This window comes from Reella acinonychis (genome assembly GCF_052828705.1).
In genome coordinates this window covers 185,414-201,793 of the sequence record NZ_CM128256.1, presented here as the reverse complement: position 1 = coordinate 201,793, position 16,380 = coordinate 185,414, and the positions used below count along the sequence as shown (strand labels likewise).

The 16,380-nt window shown below is 38.3% G+C and carries 11 protein-coding genes and 2 tRNA genes; 8 read left to right on the top strand and 5 right to left on the bottom strand.

The window, feature by feature from the left end:
• Positions 1–85 precede the first annotated feature (85 nt).
• From ACUXZ4_RS01070 to ACUXZ4_RS01060, 3 genes are all read left to right on the top strand, one after another.
• Positions 86–161: transfer RNA gene (locus ACUXZ4_RS01070), tRNA-Phe, on the top strand.
• 5 nt (positions 162–166) lie between these two features.
• Positions 167–242 (top strand) — tRNA-Asn (locus ACUXZ4_RS01065).
• Between the two features lie 71 nt (positions 243–313).
• The gene (locus tag ACUXZ4_RS01060) at positions 314–1,159 is read left to right on the top strand and encodes a 23S rRNA (adenine(2030)-N(6))-methyltransferase RlmJ (protein WP_464973223.1); all 846 of its coding nucleotides are present in this window, start codon (positions 314–316) and stop codon (positions 1,157–1,159) included.
• Positions 1,160–1,260: 101 nt separating this feature from the next.
• Here ACUXZ4_RS01060 and ACUXZ4_RS01055 read toward each other — a convergent pair whose 3' ends face one another.
• The 4 genes from ACUXZ4_RS01055 to ACUXZ4_RS01040 all read right to left on the bottom strand — a co-directional run bounded on the left by ACUXZ4_RS01055 (position 1,261) and on the right by ACUXZ4_RS01040 (position 9,290).
• Complete coding sequence (locus ACUXZ4_RS01055) at positions 1,261–2,529, bottom strand: restriction endonuclease subunit S (RefSeq protein WP_464973222.1); 1,269 nt, start codon at positions 2,527–2,529, stop codon at positions 1,261–1,263.
• 95 nt (positions 2,530–2,624) lie between these two features.
• Entirely contained in the window at positions 2,625–4,277 is a 1,653-nt protein-coding gene (locus tag ACUXZ4_RS01050) for an HsdM family class I SAM-dependent methyltransferase (protein ID WP_464973221.1), read from the bottom strand.
• 2 nt (positions 4,278–4,279) lie between these two features.
• Positions 4,280–6,154 carry a Fic family protein gene (locus ACUXZ4_RS01045; RefSeq protein WP_464973220.1) on the bottom strand — a complete coding sequence of 625 codons (1,875 nt, stop codon included), beginning with the start codon at positions 6,152–6,154 and terminating at the stop codon, positions 4,280–4,282.
• Position 6,155: 1 nt separating this feature from the next.
• Positions 6,156–9,290, bottom strand: coding sequence for a type I restriction endonuclease subunit R (locus ACUXZ4_RS01040; RefSeq protein WP_464973219.1), 3,135 nt, complete (start codon positions 9,288–9,290; stop codon positions 6,156–6,158).
• Positions 9,291–10,044: 754 nt separating this feature from the next.
• Here ACUXZ4_RS01040 and tkt point away from each other — a divergent pair.
• From tkt to ruvX, 5 genes are all read left to right on the top strand, one after another.
• The gene (tkt, locus tag ACUXZ4_RS01035) at positions 10,045–12,051 is read left to right on the top strand and encodes a transketolase (RefSeq protein ID WP_464973218.1); all 2,007 of its coding nucleotides are present in this window, start codon (positions 10,045–10,047) and stop codon (positions 12,049–12,051) included.
• 83 nt (positions 12,052–12,134) lie between these two features.
• Positions 12,135–12,791: a class I SAM-dependent methyltransferase gene (locus ACUXZ4_RS01030; protein WP_464973217.1), complete on the top strand. Its 657-nt coding sequence runs from the start codon at positions 12,135–12,137 to the stop codon at positions 12,789–12,791.
• A gap of 2 nt (positions 12,792–12,793) precedes the next feature.
• Positions 12,794–13,264: a low molecular weight protein-tyrosine-phosphatase gene (locus ACUXZ4_RS01025; protein WP_464973216.1), complete on the top strand. Its 471-nt coding sequence runs from the start codon at positions 12,794–12,796 to the stop codon at positions 13,262–13,264.
• On the top strand, positions 13,265–13,822 hold the full coding sequence (locus ACUXZ4_RS01020; protein WP_464973215.1) for a YqgE/AlgH family protein: 558 nt from the start codon (positions 13,265–13,267) through the stop codon (positions 13,820–13,822).
• On the top strand, positions 13,822–14,238 hold the full coding sequence (ruvX, locus tag ACUXZ4_RS01015) for a Holliday junction resolvase RuvX (RefSeq protein WP_464973214.1): 417 nt from the start codon (positions 13,822–13,824) through the stop codon (positions 14,236–14,238). Before ACUXZ4_RS01020 ends, ruvX begins: the two co-directional genes overlap by 1 nt.
• Positions 14,239–14,279: 41 nt before the next feature.
• Here the strand turns inward: ruvX and ACUXZ4_RS01010 are convergent, their stop codons facing one another.
• Entirely contained in the window at positions 14,280–16,292 is a 2,013-nt protein-coding gene (locus ACUXZ4_RS01010) for a TonB-dependent receptor plug domain-containing protein (protein WP_464973213.1), read from the bottom strand.
• Positions 16,293–16,380: the final 88 nt, after the last annotated feature.

Sequence of the window (16,380 nt, the reverse complement as noted above, 5' to 3'; positions counted from 1 at the left end):
TTTTCATTTTTTTTGTAAATAACTATTGACCTCATCCCTTAAATACGGTTTAATACGCCCCGTATTGACGCAGTGAGTGTTATACGCCTCGATAGCTCAGTCGGTAGAGCAGGGGATTGAAAATCCCCGTGTCGGTGGTTCGATTCCGCCTCGAGGCACCATCTATTCCTCCTTAGTTCAGTCGGTAGAACGGTGGACTGTTAATCCATATGTCGCAGGTTCGAGTCCCGCAGGAGGAGCCATATTCAGAAGCCCTGATGAGAAATCATCAGGGTTTTCGCTTATTTATCATTCCAAAATTTAAGGTGGCAAAATGTTAAGTTATCGCCATAGTTTCCACGCAGGTAATCACGCAGATGTATTAAAACATATCGTACAAATGTTGATCATCGAAAGTTTACAACAAAAAGAAAAAGGGTTTTATTATTTAGACACCCATTCTGGTGTTGGACGCTATCGTCTTTCTAGTGAAGAATCAGAAAAAACGGCGGAGTATCAAGAGGGTATTGGGCGTTTATGGTCACAAACTGATTTACCGGAAGACATACAGCGTTATATCAATCTTATCCAGGAAATTAATGGTGGTGGCAAAGCGTTACGTTATTATGCGGGTTCGCCTTTAATCGCAGCATTGATGTTGCGTCCACAAGATCGCGCCTTATTAACAGAGCTTCATCCTACAGATTTTCCACTACTGAGAAATAATTTTAAAGAATATAAGAATTTCAGTACTAAGCGTGAAAACGGTTTTCAACAACTTAAAGCAACATTACCGCCTAAAGAACGCAGAGGCTTTGTATTAATTGATCCGCCTTATGAGCTAAAAGAAGACTATGATTTGGTCGTTCAAGCTATTGAAGAAGGCTATAAACGTTTTGCCACAGGTATTTATGCGATTTGGTATCCTGTAGTGTTACGCCAACAAACAAAACGCATCCTAAAAGGTCTTGAAGCAACAGGTATTCGTAAAATCTTGCAAATTGAATTAGCTGTGCGTCCTGATAGTGATCAACGTGGCATGACAGCAAGTGGCATGATAGTGATTAATCCGCCTTGGCAATTAGAAACGCAAATGAAAACCATCTTACCTTATTTGGCAAAAAAACTTGTACCCGAGGGAACTGCAAGTTGGACAGTGAAATGGATCACGCCTGAGTAAGAGATGAAAGAAAAGTGCGGTGGAATACAGAACTCAGTCCTTGAATTAAATCAGTTTAACTTTTTGGGGGCAGATCACGCTGGCGTCCTTTTTTGCCAAAGCTATTCCACCTCAATCTGCCCATTCATTAACATCGGCAAGAGAAAATCTCGCAGTTGGGTGAGTTGTTGGGTTTGTTTTGCATTAGATTTTATGTTCTCAAATATAGGATTAACCAAATCATAATAATCTTTTAATACCTTTTCATTCGGCTTTATAAATCTGATATTTTCAAAATCAGTTTTATTCATATTGGCAAACGTATTTCCTGTTTTTGCTCCCGACACTGTGAAAAAATCTAAAATAGAAAAATATAAGTAATATTTGTTATACGGACTTGAGCAAATAATTGAATTTATTTGTTGGTTGGTTTGTGATAATTCTGTTGTAAATCCAACTAAGCCAACGGTAGCAATACATGTTACACAAATAGAATCTTCAGGCAAAAATTTATTTTTTTGTGTACTTGCACCTAATTCCGTTAACGTTTCATCAGTTTTTACAATAAAAGTATTCCCTCTTATATCACCAATCGTAATAAATGGAATAATTCCATTAAAATTTTCAATATTAGCTTTGGAGGGTGTTTTTCCTGTAATGATATTATTCTCTATTTCCCCCAATTTCTTCACTTCCCACCCCTTCGGTATTTCTCTTTTTAACTCAGGGTTATACACCATTTCGCCGCTTGATGATTTGTAGGGGTTACCGTTTTCATCGGGGAAATCAAATTGCACAAACCAGTAGTCGTACAGGGTTTTTGCCATTTTTTCCAGTTCGGCGTTGATTTGTTGGTTGAGGGCAATTTTGCGATCTAAGGTGGAAAGCACTTGGGCGATTTTTTGTTGGGTTTGTAAATCAAAATTTGGAAATGATATATTTTTTAAAGCTGAAATAGGCAATTGTGGCTGTGCTGAACCAGAACCATTATATTCACATTGTTTTTTAAATAATTCAGACCTAAAAAATGAATATAAGAAATAAGGATCATATTTTGAACAATTAGATCGGATTATTACCATCCCTGAATTAATACGTATATTTTTATATAATTCATTTTCTGAAACATAAGCAACATTCCCAACTGTTCCACGAGTTGTTAACACAATGTCTCGGTTAATTAATTTTCCTTTTCTTAATAATTGATCTTTTTCTTTGGTAATAAAATCTAATTTATTAAAATTGAAACCATCAGACGTAACGTTTCCAGTATTTAGAAAAACACAATAGCCTGATGAGCTAAAGTCTTTTTTCTTTGGATAATTAGCTCCCCGATCACCATCAATAAATTCAATTTCCGTATCATTAAACCTAATATAACTGACTACCATTCCGCAAACTTCCCCTAGAAACCGTAGGATGGGCTTTAGCCCATCATTGGTATTACACAATTGTTAGAATTGATGGGCTAAAGCCCATCCTACCCTTAATTTCTCACCTTTTGATCGTTAAATTTCAACGTCGCCATTTGCTGCTGAATTTGGCTTTCTAGTTCCTTGCTCTCGGCAAAAAGTGCGGTGAGATTTTGCTGAAAATCTGCCATTTTCTGTTCAAATTCGGCGGCGGTGATGTCGATATGATCGATTTTTACATCAAAATATTGTCCAGCAGACAGGCTGTGATTTTTGGCTTCAATGTCCGCATAAGACACCACCACAGAAAAATTCTCTTCCGCTTTTTTCTGATTGAACACCTCAATAATGCGTTGTTCTTCTTCGCTCGAGAGCACCGTTTTTTGGTTCTTACCCTCTTTGATTTTTTCGCCCAAATTGCTCGCATCAATTAGTACCACGTCCTCTTTGTTGGTGCGGTCGAGAAAGAGAATAGAAACATTCGTACCTGTGGTGGCAAAAATATTCGATGGCATTGACACCACACCCGCCAGCATTTTTTCCTTCACTAAATACTCACGGATTTTTTTATCAATGCCCGATTGTGCGGTAATAAAGCCCGTTGGCAACACCACCGCTGCTTTGCCATTAGCTTTGAGTGAGTAAATAATGTGCTGAATGAACAGCTGATAAATCGCCATTCCCTCTTTTTTGGCTTTCGGCACATTTGGTACACCAGCGAAAAAACGGGTTTTGTGGGCGGTGGCGGCTAATTCCTCTCGTAGGTCACTGAAATCCATTTTGAACGGTGGGTTGGAAACGATGTAATCAAATTGGCGGAGTTGATCGCCCAATTTGTGGTACGGGTGCGTCATTGTGTTGCCCTGCACCACGTTGGGAATACTGGCGACAAGATTGTTTAAAATCAGGTTTAATCGCAGCAAATTCGACGATTTTTGCGAAATATCTTGGGTATAAATGGTACATTTTTCTTCGCCAATCGCGTGAGCAATGTTCATCAACAAGGTGCCAGAGCCCGCCGACGGGTCGTAACAGCTCACATTCTTCAACTGCCCACGCACATTTTCAGGCACAAGAATTGCTGCCATAATGCGAGCCACGGCGTGCGGGGTGTAATATTCCGCATATTTTCCGCCCGAATTGGTGTTGTAATCTTTGATCAGATACTCAAAAATCGTGGCGTAAAAATCAAATTTCTGCTTGAAAATATGCTCAAAACTAAATTCCACCAATTTGTTGATCACCGCACGGCAAAACGCATCTCGCTTCGACGGATCGGCGATATATTGGCTGACTCGATCAAATAAATTGATTTTCGCCCCTCCTTCAGTTTTCACTGAGAAAATATCCGAATTTTGGTTGGCGATGTCTATTAAAGTTTCATCAAACAAATTGGAAAAGTTGGCAATATTTGATTGGTTGAATAAATGGCTAATAAATTGATTTGGTTGCAAAATAGCGGTATCTCCGTTCATTTGCATAGTTAAAAACTCGAAATCGTTGACAGGCATTTCACTCAACGCCAGCTCCCAGCTGTCAGATTCAGTCAATGACGGCTCAATTTGTTTGATTTCAAAGGCAAATTTATCATTGAGAAATTTATACAAAAACACTTGGGTGATGATTTTAAATTCATTGCCATCATTCCCCAGCCCATAATTCGCACAAATGGCTTTTAAGCTATCGATCAGCTCTTTTGTTTTTTGTTGAAAATGTTGTTCGGTCATTTTTATTTGCCTGTTGTTAAATGTTGTTTACCTTTTGGGGTTAAGCGATATTTTTGGTTAGGGCTCGTTGTTTTATTAGGAATCGTCATTTCTATTATCCCTTGTGTCAATGCAGGTGCAATGTAGGTTTTCCGAATATGCTTTTTATCTGTGATAGATAAATCTTCACCTAATTGTACAATGCCTTTTTCATCATTTCCCAACACCTCTACTAATCTAGCTAGGGGGGTAACTAGGGGTGTAACTAGGGGGGGGATTTGTTCATTATCTTGGTCAGTGACTAAATTATGCGAGCCACTTGCCTCGACCAATCCCTGTTGATTAAAGGCTTCATCGTGGTTTATTGTGGTATTTGTCAGAGCATAATCAGAATTTGATTTCATTCTGATTTGCTCCGCTAACAAGTAAATCCGATCTTGGCGTTTTTTACCTACCACTGTTAAAAAACCTTTCTCTTTTAACTGGGATAAAGCAAGGGTAATAGCACGCCCAGTATATTGTGGAATACCATCTGCAATTTGTTTGTGGCTGGCTTGTTGTCCATTTACCGCAATAAATAGCAAACAATCTTTCGGTACAGTTTTTAATTTGGTAAAAGTTGTACCGAAATAAGCGGTCATTTTTTCTGTCCAACTTGCAATTTCGCCATCGTGGAACGTGAGCGTAAGTTTTGTGTAATCAATTTGGCTTTCTAATTTAGGTGGCGTGAAATAACGTCCTTGCCAATGCTCGAAAATATCTCGTACACCTTGTCCTTGGCGTTCACAAAGTCCCACTCGACGCAAGATATTATGCAAGGTACCATTACGACATTCCGAACGATTGCCCAAAATAGCCTGTTTTATCTCCACCAACATTACCCCTGCATTTTCAAAACTGATTTGATTTTGAGTTTTTACAATTTTTAAATGTCGCACATCATTAAAATAATCAGCGTGAGCAATGGCATTGACTAAGGCTTCTCGCAAGGCATCAGTAATTTCATTTTCTTCCGTGCGAGTGAGATTATCCAATTTAAAATGGCTATCTTTACCCAGAGCGGTAATCAAAGGCGAGACTTTAAGATAAAATTCAAAAAGATTGCCATCATCAAGATCAAAATCGGTAATGCGTAAATCATAGCGGTCGTTTTTGTCGCTTTTTTCGTAATACTCAAAGAAAAAATGCTTCAAAACCGATTTAATTACATTACCTTTACCAAATAAGAGCAACCCTGCATAGGTAATCCCTGATTGATTGTTTGACAGGTCGTAACCAAATACGCCAATTCTTTCTATCAAATCTTGATCGGAAAGCGTTAAAAGTGGTGAATTTGAATTATGTGCTTTCAATAAATTTCGATATTTATTCAGTGTACCTAAATTGAGATGTTCTAAAGTTGCAAAAGGTAAAATCCGCCCATCTTCATCTTTTTTGGAATAGCTAGAAAGAAAAGAACGTAATTCACTGTCCGTTAATTTATGATCGCCAGTATTTAAACGAATGTAAGAGAGTCGATAATCTTGATTTAAATGCACGGGGCGTTCATTGATTTCTGCTGGGCGAACATAGGTGGCGATGATCTGCTTTCCCTGAATATCAAGCACTCTCACCTCATCATCATTGAGCAATGCCACACTGACTTTTTGGCTACGAGATTGCGAAAAAATAAGATCTTTAATTTGTTCCGCCTTGTTTACTCCCGAAATCTCAAATTTATTTGGTTCTTTCTCACTAACCCCTAACAGAATAAAACCGCCCGATTGATTAGCGAAAGCAGAATAACTTTCCCAAAAAGATTTTGGCAGATCATTTTTGGCTGCTTTATATTCCACTCCGATTTCTGCTTGCAAATCGCCAGAAAGTAGCATTTGTTCAATATCATTCCAATTTTTCATACTACACTCCCACATACTCACTGACGATCATTTTATTCAAACTCATTAAGGCTTTGTTATCGAGTGGGAGGTGGAAATCACTTTTGAGTTTTGCGACTGAACGTAAGCTTTCTTTTTCAAAATAACTTGGGGCATTTTGGATTAAATCCCCTTGATTTAGCACAAATTGGTCGTTGCTGAATTTAATACGTTGCAAGCCTTGCATAAAATCGCTGCGGTTTTGTTGCAAACCTAAATCTTGTACGCCTCGTTTAAAAATGCGGACAAATTTTGCATCGCCTGCAAATTTTAGCGACAAGCGGTCATTTTCGGCATTTAATTTACCCACTTGATTCTCTAGTTCAGCAAACGCCTTGATGTGAGTTTCCATTTCCGCTTGATTGACGGATTGTACATTGCGGTTTTCAAATAGACGTTTTAACTCATCGAGCAAGCGGACAAATTCAGGATCTTTTTGGTCAATGTTGCGAGCGAAGGCTTCACGGGTTTTCCGCATTTGTTCTTGCAAGCTATCGGCTAATTTTAATTCTGCTTCGCTTTTTTTATGAAAAGTGAAATAAATATTTTCCAAGGCTTCATTTAGAACGCCTTGTAAATCGCCAATGTCCACACGTTCTTGGATATTCACTTGGAATAAGCGATCTAATACTTGGCGATAAAGCAAGTTGTATTGTGCAAAATCAAGGTGCTCTAATCCTGCTTTTTCGTCCACCTTGAGCTGATTATACAAACTTCTTGCCAATTCCAACGTACGTTTGAGTTCGAGCAATTTTTGCTTGTCGCTAATTTCATCTAGTTGCTGGCGGAAAATTTCGGCATTTTCCGTTTCAAAATCAAATAGTACGTTTTTGATATGAGCAATGTCTTGGTCAATTTCCTCCTGTGATTTGAAAAGCTGGGAATAATGCTCAGCTTCATCACCTAGTTCTTGTTGTAATTCGGCTTGATAAGCCGCGTTGGTTTTATCAAATTCTGCTTGAATATCAGCAAAATCGACAACATAGCCAAATTCATAATCCTTATAAGTACGGTTCACTCTAGTCAGCGCTTGCAGCAAGTTATGTTCTTTGATCACTCGCCCTAAGTAGAGCTTTTTCAGATGTTTTGCGTCAAAACCTGTGAGCAACATATTGTACACGAAGAGCAAATCAGTCTTACCTGCTTTATAGTCATCTACAAGATCTTTACGATAGGTTTTGTCACCCTCATCAGACAAAATCAAACTGGCTGATTTCACTGTGCGTTTAGTAGGCTGATAAATTGCCGCTGGCTCAGCAATCTTGGGAAATTCATCAAAGAAATGAGGATCATTTTCAGCAAATTTTTCACGGTAAGCGGTAAGATCTTGTGGATTTTCTGCATATTTTTGGTTGAACAGAAAGTGCATCATACGGGCTTGATCGCTACTATCGCAAATCACCATCGCTCCAAGGGAATTATCGGCTTTTTGTCGTCTAAATGTTTCAAAATCTTGCACAATATAATCTAGCATCGGCTCTACAAAACGACGGCGACTGGTAACTTCTCGGCCTTTAATGATACCTTGCTGAATTTGTAAATCCGCCAAAATTTGGCTTAGCTCTGCTTTGTAATTACTTTCGATTTCTTCACGAATTAGACGCAGTGTGTAACCATCAGCAATAGATTGATTGTAGTAATATTTGTGAATGTAATCGCCAAAAATCGCTGTTGAGCCGACTCGGTTTTTACCACCTCCGAGCAGTGGCGTGCCAGTTAAGCCAATATGCACCGCACTTGGATCAGCTTGAATGAGACTTGCTAAAAATTGGCTAACTATTTGAGCTTGATTGCCAAAACTACGGTGTGCTTCATCAATAAAAAAGACACGCTGTACACTGATGTCGTAATCAGGGATAAATTCCGCCACATTCGCATTTTGGAATTTTTGGATATTGACTACCGTGATTTCAGGATTACCGCTATGACTGCTCAAAGCAGAGGCTTTTCGCATTTCTTGTGCAAATTCTTCACGGCTGTTAATACTATTGACTTGCAAGCCTCGATGACTAAATTCAGACATTGCTTGATTGCGTAGATCTAGCCTGTCCACAATAAAATAGAATTTAGGAATAATCTGTTGTCGTTGGTAAAAATCCGTGAGTACTCTTACATTGTAATATGCCAGGGCGGTTTTTCCGCTGCCTTGTGTGTGCCAAATAATACCCTTCTTTTTACCCGCGTCTAAATGGCGAGTAATCGCTCTCGTCGCAAACAGTTGTGGATAACGCATAATGTGCTTTTCTAGTCCACTTTGCTCTGTCACATACGCAATGCCATATTTCAATAAAAATAGAAGGCGATCTTTCTTCAACAATGCGGTACAAAGACGATGGGTAGGGGAATTAGGATCAAGATTGGTGCAAAATTCCTTATCGTTTTTCAACATTGGCTCATTAAAATCGAGCAAAATGCGGTTTAACTCTGCCTCTGGCAGATCGGCAAGATGTTCATTTAATTTCACCGCTTGTTCTTCGGCAATTTCTCCATCGTCACGGAAATAATTGAACTGCACGCCGTGAAAACCAGTGGTGGCATAAAATGCCCCTTGGGTTTTATGACGATCAGCAGTTTGATATTCCTGATTATTGGAAAAAATCATCAATTGGGTGACATTGATGTAAGGACGAAAAGCCGGCTTTTTACAGCGATATTGCATACGCTCAAATTCCGACTGCAACCCATTTGGGGCATTTGGTCTTTTCACTTCCAAAAATACTAACGGCAAACCGTTAATGAGAAGAGTAATATCGGGACGGAAATGGTCGCCATCTTTATCCCCACAAGTGAGTTCAGCAACCACATGAAATTGGTTATTCTCAATACAATCAAAATCAATAAGACGAGCACCACCTGTTTGCAGTAAACGCTCATAAAATGCTTGTCCTAAATCTTCATTTTTGAGCAATATCGCCACATCTTTTAGCTCCCGTTCAACTTCAAGAGCGGTGAGATTTGGGTTAATTTTTGCAACCGCCGATTTGAAAAGTTCTCCAAAAATATTCGTATTTATATCCCATTTCGCACTTTTCAGAGAAAGGTATTGATACCCTAAACGCACCAAATGTGCTACTGCGGGAATTTGAACTCTGGTTTTTTCATTATAGCGAGCCGTCATTACAATTTTCCTGTATTACTTAAATTGAGTATATATATTACATTAATTTCGGATTTCTTCAGTATATAAAAAGCGGGTACTTAATTTTACTAAACATTATGTTACAACACCACGCTGAAATTGATTGGAACAAGATAAAGCCACCTTTATATAATGTGGCTTTTTACAGAGTTGATGGAGGTTAGAATTTATATTCTAGTTTACCTGAAATGTTGGTTTGTTTTAATTTCGCTCGGATCACTGCATGTTTATGTCTAGCTTGAATACCCAAAGTCAACCCAGGTAAGCTGTTTTTTTGAGTAAAGTTGTTTTTTTCATAGACACTCACCTAAATGGAAGAAAGTTAATATTCGGCTATATAAATGGTAGTAACACTCCAAAAAATGCAATAAAGAAATTTGAGCTTTGAGAAGTAGATCACATAACATTTTATTATCCATATGATCTAAAAAGATTTTATTTATTTGCTCGATGAGAAATGCATTGTTATTGGAGTAAAACCCCATTCATTTCCATAATGAATAAAAAATATCTTTTTATTATTGGAAAGTAATAATGATGTTAAAAACCATATGACACTTAAAAGATTATTATTTTGGTCATCAATCCCTAAAAATATTTAACGTGATCTCGATCACATTTTTCCTTATCTATCCTGTTTTAAGGCTAAATTTATTGCCTTTTATCGCGGAAAATCAGGTAAAATACGCTGCAATTTTATTTTATGTCGTTAATCGTATTTTAGGAGTCAATAATGGCAGATCAAAAACAACTAGCCAATGCAATTCGTTTTTTAAGTATGGATGCCGTACAAAAAGCTAAATCGGGCCACCCTGGTGCCCCTATGGGTATGGCTGATATTGCAGAGGTTTTATGGCGTGGTTTCTTAAAGCACAATCCAAACAATCCAAAATGGGCTGATCGCGACCGTTTTGTCTTATCCAATGGCCATGGCTCAATGCTGATTTATAGTTTGTTACATTTAACAGGCTATGACCTTTCTATCGAAGATTTAAAAAATTTCCGTCAATTACATTCTAAAACACCAGGTCACCCTGAATATGGTTATGCACCAGGTGTCGAAACCACAACAGGCCCATTAGGTCAGGGTATTACGAATGCGGTAGGTATGGCGATTGCAGAGAAAACCTTAGCAGCGCAATTTAACCGCGAAGGTCATGATATTGTTGATCACTTTACTTATGTATTCTTAGGTGATGGTTGTTTAATGGAAGGGGTTTCGCACGAAGCTTGTTCATTAGCGGGTACATTGGGCTTAGGTAAATTAATCGCATTCTATGATGACAACAATATTTCTATTGATGGTCATGTGGATGGTTGGTTTACAGACAATACCAAAGGTCGTTTTGAAGCTTATGGTTGGCAAGTAATTGATAATATTGATGGTCACAATGCAGAACAAATCGCTGCAGCAGTGAAACTAGCGCAAGCTGAAACTGAAAAACCAACGTTAATTGTTTGTAAAACCGTGATTGGTTATGGCTCACCAAATAAATGTGGCTCACATGACAGTCATGGTGCACCATTAGGCGATGACGAAATTGCATTAACCCGTAAAGCATTAAATTGGGAATATGCACCATTTGAAATTCCAGCAGATATTTATGCTGCTTGGGATGCAAAAGAAAAAGGTGCTACTTTAGAAAAAGCATGGGATGAGAAATTTGCTGCTTATGAAAAAGCCTATCCAGAATTAGCTGCTGAATTTAAACGTCGTTTAGCGGGCGAATTACCAGCTGATTGGGCACAGCAAAGCCAAGCGTTTGTTGAAAAATTACAAGCAAACCCAGCATCTATTGCGAGCCGTAAAGCATCACAAAATGCTATCGAAGCTTATGCAAAAGTGTTACCAGAATTCTTGGGTGGTTCAGCGGATTTAGCAGGTTCTAACTTAACCCTATGGTCTGGCTCAAAACCAATTCGTGCTACTGAAAATGTAGACGGTAACTACATCAACTATGGTGTACGTGAATTTGGTATGTCTGCGATTATGAACGGTATTGCATTGCATGGCGGTTTCATCCCTTATGGCGCAACATTCTTAATGTTCTATGAATATGCTCACAATGCAATTCGTATGGCAGCGTTAATGAAACAACGCGTGTTATTTGTTTATACGCACGATTCTATTGGCTTAGGTGAAGATGGTCCAACCCACCAACCAGTAGAGCAGACAGCTGCATTACGTTTAATTCCAAACTTAGATACATGGCGACCTGCAGACCAAGTTGAGTCTGCGATTGCATGGAAACAAGCAGTAGAACGCAAAGATGGTCCAAGTGCATTGATTTTCACTCGTCAAAACTTAGCACAAATGGACCGCACTTCTGAGCAGTTAGCTAATGTGGCTCGCGGTGGCTATGTATTACGTCATTGCTGTGAAAAACAAACTTGCCCAGATTTAATCCTTATCGCAACAGGTTCTGAAGTGGAATTAGCGATGAAAGCGGCAGAGGTATTAGACGCGGAAGGCGTAAAAGTACGCGTTGTATCTATGCCAAGTACCAATGTATTTGATAAACAAGATGCCGCATATCGTGATAGCGTATTACCACCTTCAGTAACTAAACGTGTCGCTATTGAAGCACAAAGTGCAGATTTCTGGTACAAATACGTTGGATTTGAAGGTCGCATTGTTGGTATGAATAGTTTTGGTGAATCAGCACCAGCTGATCAATTATTCAAACTTTTCGGCTTCACTGTTGAAAACGTGGTGGCAAAAGCGAAAGAAATTTTATAATGCTTTTATCCGCATAAAACTTTAAAATAATAGACCGCACTTTATCAGCAAAAGTGCGGTTTATTTTATAGGGGATCATTTATATGCCAGATACTGAAAAACGAGATAGTTCTCAAGAACAAGCACTAGATTATATTTTTTCTCAAGATTGGTTTAGTCACAACATTCCTTCTTTGCAAGCGGTAATCCATTTTGTAAAACCAACTCGTATTTTAGAAATTGGCTCATTTGAAGGAAGATCTACAGTATTTTTTGCCGAGGAAAGTCTTAAATATCAAGAACGAGTACAAATTCAATGTATTGATACTTGGTTAGGTGCGAGAGAGCATGTTGGTTTGGATATGCTTTCTGTTGAGCAGCGATTTTCGCATAATGCTAAATTAGTGACTAGTAAGCTTCCTAATATTGAAATCTTGGAGAGAAAAGGAACATCTCATCAAATGATGATCAATTTATTGGCTGAGGGTTATCATAATTATTTTGATTTTATTTATGTAGATGGATCACATGAAGCGCCCGATGTTTTGTTTGACGCATTATTAGCGCATCGTTTAGTAAGAGTTGGAGGCGTAATAGCATTTGATGATTATCTGTGGTCTCCAAATGCACCTGGTGAAGATGACCATTATTTACTCGTTAAACCCGCCGTTGATCATTATATTAATACTTATCAGCGTAAAGTTCAGGTTTTACAGGGGTTACCAGCTTATCAGCTTTATGCTCATAAATTAGCAGATTGATTATGAAAAAAATTAACATTCTATTTGTGTGTTTAGGGAATATTTGTCGCTCGCCTATGGCGGAATATCTTATGCGAGATAAGATAAGCAAAGCGGGTTTGTCGGATAAAATTGCAACGGACAGTGCGGGCACTTCTGGTGAACATGATGGCGAAGGCATGCATTGTGGTACCGCTGATGTGCTAGATCGTTTGAAAATTTACAGTAATGATTTTGTCAGCCGAAAAGTGCGGTCAAAAGATTGGCAGAATTTTGATTATATCGTGGCGATGGATAACCATAACTTGCGTGATTTGCAACGCTTATTTGGTCAACATGAAAAATTGTTTGCTATTGCAAGCCTGTGTCCAGAATTAGATTATGATCATATTCCAGATCCTTGGTTTACTCGACGTTTTGATGAAACCCATCGTTTACTGGATCAATGCTGTGATGCTTTATTAAATAAGATTAGACGAGAGCACAAAATATAAATGAATTTACAAAATCAATTGTTGATTGCAATGCCAAATATTGATGATGCCTATTTTGCACGTACGGTGATTTTTATTTGCGAACATAATGATAAAGGCACCATGGGTTTAGTATTGAATCAACCGACCGATCTTAGTATTGCTGAAATGGTAGCAAAATTGCATTTTATGATGGCAAATGATCGCCACTATCCAGAAGATTGTGTGCTTGCTGGTGGCCCCGTTAATATTGAGCGTGGTTTTATTTTGCATACGCATACTGAACAGCAATTTATGCACAGCTATCGTATTAGTGATCGGTTACAATTAACTACCTCTGCTGATATTATTGATACCTTTGGTACTGCACAGGCGCCAGAAAAATATCTAGTGGGATTAGGTTGTGCCAGCTGGGTACCAGATCAATTAGAGCGAGAAATCATGGAAAATGTTTGGTTGGTCATGCCTGCGGATGAACGTCTTATTTTTGATGTACCCTATGCACAACGTTGGGAAGAAGCACAAAAAATTCTGGGATTTGATGTACATCATTTAGCACATCAAGTGGGGTATTGCTAATGGCAATGACAGTGATCGCTTTTGATTTTGGTACCAAAAGTATCGGTTGTGCGGTTGGACAAAGTATTACAGGCACAGCACAAGCTTTACCTGCATTCAGAGCACAAGATGGTATTCCTAATTGGGATGCTATTGCAAAATTATTTCAACAATGGAAACCCGATTTATTGGTTGTGGGTTTACCATTAAATATGGATGGGACAGAACAAGATCTGACCTTACGCGCTAAAAAATTCGCTAATCGTTTACATGGACGTTTCGGCTTGCCAGTGGAATTACAAGATGAACGTTTAACCACTACAGAAGCACGAACAGAAATCTTTTCACGCGGCGGTTATAGGGCTTTAGAAAAAGGGAAAGTGGATAGCATATCAGCTTGTTTAATTTTAGAAAGTTGGTTTGAGAGCCAAGAATAAAAGAAGCCATTTAAATAATGGCTTCTTTGCTTTATTTTCAATTAGAATTTGTATTTCAAATTAGCGAAATACATTCTGCCTTCTTCTGGATAACCTTCCGTATAAGCATAATTTTTATCAAATAAGTTAGATACGCCAATATCAATATTGAAGTTGTTTGTCACTTTATAATTGAATTTCACATCAGTTACACCAAAGCCTGACAGTTTTTTGGCACCGTCTTTTGTAAGTGTATAGCGTCCTTTTTCCGCAGATTGACTGAGATAGAAAGAAAGTTCTGGCGTAATTGCCCAGTCTAAATAAGCGAAGAATTTGTGAGTTGGGATATCACGAATATGATCACCATTATTATTTTTGGCTTTAATATAAGTGTAGTTCGCCCCAACAGTTAGCTGATCATTAACAAAAGCAGTGATAGCTAATTCAAGTCCTTTATACACCTCTTTGCCTTGGTTTTGGTTCATGGTTTCATAAATAGTGCGTTTTTTCCCTTTCTTAATTTCTTGTTTTGAGTTACCAGTGTAAATTTCAGTAATTGCATCTTTCACTTCAGAGTAGAATAATGCACCTTCTAACCGCACTTTATCAGCAAAGGTACGGTAATAGCTCAATTCATAATGATTTGCACGCTCTGGTTTTAAGAATGGATTTGGAGTGCGATATTTCGATAGACTGCGAGAATAGCGGTCTTTCATGGTTGGAAAACGGGTTTTGTGGGCCGCACTTATGCTTAATTCATCATTTGAGTCAAATTTATGGCTTAATTTGATTTGATAGTTAAAGGCATTTTTATCTGCGACTTGATAATCATATATGCCTTTGACATCGGATTGGTAACTTTGCGCTTTAAGTGCTTCACGACGATCGAAGCTCACCCCAGTGATTAATTTTGTGCTGTCGTTAAAAGCGTAGGTATTTTCTAGCCCCAAACTATAGGTTCGGTCTTGGCTACGCGCCTCAGGTTGACCATCATCATGGTCCTTATGCTGATCAAATTTATAAAGTGCGGTTAATTTTAAACTATTTTTATCAGTGACTTTGGCGCCAAATTCAAACCCTGCACCGTAGGAATAGTCTCGATAATGGCTATTAAATGTACTTTTCGCTTTTTGTGTTGATAGGGTTTCATCATCATAAGCGGATAGGTCATTTTTGAACGTATCAAAGAATAGTTTGCCATTGAAATAGAAGCGATTTTGATTAAATTCAGTATGGGAAAGGAAATAGATACTGTCTTTGTTCCATGTTGGCCAAATCCAATATTTATGCACTGCATCTGCATTATCACCTGCGTAGAAAGGTTGCTGTTTATAACCTTTCTGTGTTGTCAATGACAGGCTGTATTCATCAGTATTATTTGGGGTGTAAGCAAGTTTCAAACTCAGTTTTTTGTCTTCATTACGCGAGTTTTCAGCACGATTTCCATCTTCATCAGAATGGACACTTGGTTGATAATGTTTAGAAAGTTGTAATCCTTGTTTATTTAGTAGATTACCGCTTAGTTGAATATAGTATTTTTCTTGTTTCGTACCCAAATTAAAATAAAGATTGTGGCTTGCGGTTTTGTTATTACGCCCGGTTTGGAATTGGTAGCCCAGAGTACCTTCCAGTTCTTTCGTTGGTTTTTGTGTCACTAAGTTAATTGCTCCACCGAGTGCATTGGGTCCGTACAAAATTGAGCTAGAGCCTTTTGCTACGGTGATTTGTGAGAGATCAAGATGCGTGAAACGCCCCAAATCCATATTGCCATCATAAGGAACATAAACAGGAATGCCATCAATTAGTACAGGAACACGACGGGCGTCAAATCCACGCACCAACATATTTTGCTCTGCGCGTCCCCCTTTGCGCTCAAAATAGACGCCTGGTAATAATTTGGCGCTTTGTGCAATATTATTGATTTGCAGTTTTTGTAATTGTTCTTGTTCCACCGTATTGTTCATTAGCTGGCTTTCACTTGCGATAACTTCAATTTGTCCAAGTTGAAAAACATTGTCAGCATAGGCAGTGCCACAGGCGAGTGAAATAAGCGTACAGATGAGTGTTTTTTTCATAACTATCTCCTTGTGAGTATTGAGTTTATAAAGTTCATTATAAAAATATTTATATAATGCATGTTAAAAAATAAGGCTAAAAGCAGAT

What these genes read in the sequence shown, in the direction of transcription:
- ACUXZ4_RS01060 (WP_464973223.1), top strand. Translation starts at nt 314, where the DNA reads ATGTTAAGTTATCGCCATAGTTTCCACGCAGGTAATCACGCAGATGTA.
- ACUXZ4_RS01055 (WP_464973222.1), bottom strand. Translation starts at nt 2,529, where the DNA reads ATGGTAGTCAGTTATATTAGGTTTAATGATACGGAAATTGAATTTATT.
- ACUXZ4_RS01050 (WP_464973221.1), bottom strand. Translation starts at nt 4,277, where the DNA reads ATGACCGAACAACATTTTCAACAAAAAACAAAAGAGCTGATCGATAGC.
- ACUXZ4_RS01045 (WP_464973220.1), bottom strand. Translation starts at nt 6,154, where the DNA reads ATGAAAAATTGGAATGATATTGAACAAATGCTACTTTCTGGCGATTTG.
- ACUXZ4_RS01040 (WP_464973219.1), bottom strand. Translation starts at nt 9,290, where the DNA reads ATGACGGCTCGCTATAATGAAAAAACCAGAGTTCAAATTCCCGCAGTA.
- tkt (WP_464973218.1), top strand. Translation starts at nt 10,045, where the DNA reads ATGGCAGATCAAAAACAACTAGCCAATGCAATTCGTTTTTTAAGTATG.
- ACUXZ4_RS01030 (WP_464973217.1), top strand. Translation starts at nt 12,135, where the DNA reads ATGCCAGATACTGAAAAACGAGATAGTTCTCAAGAACAAGCACTAGAT.
- ACUXZ4_RS01025 (WP_464973216.1), top strand. Translation starts at nt 12,794, where the DNA reads ATGAAAAAAATTAACATTCTATTTGTGTGTTTAGGGAATATTTGTCGC.
- ACUXZ4_RS01020 (WP_464973215.1), top strand. Translation starts at nt 13,265, where the DNA reads ATGAATTTACAAAATCAATTGTTGATTGCAATGCCAAATATTGATGAT.
- ruvX (WP_464973214.1), top strand. Translation starts at nt 13,822, where the DNA reads ATGGCAATGACAGTGATCGCTTTTGATTTTGGTACCAAAAGTATCGGT.
- ACUXZ4_RS01010 (WP_464973213.1), bottom strand. Translation starts at nt 16,292, where the DNA reads ATGAAAAAAACACTCATCTGTACGCTTATTTCACTCGCCTGTGGCACT.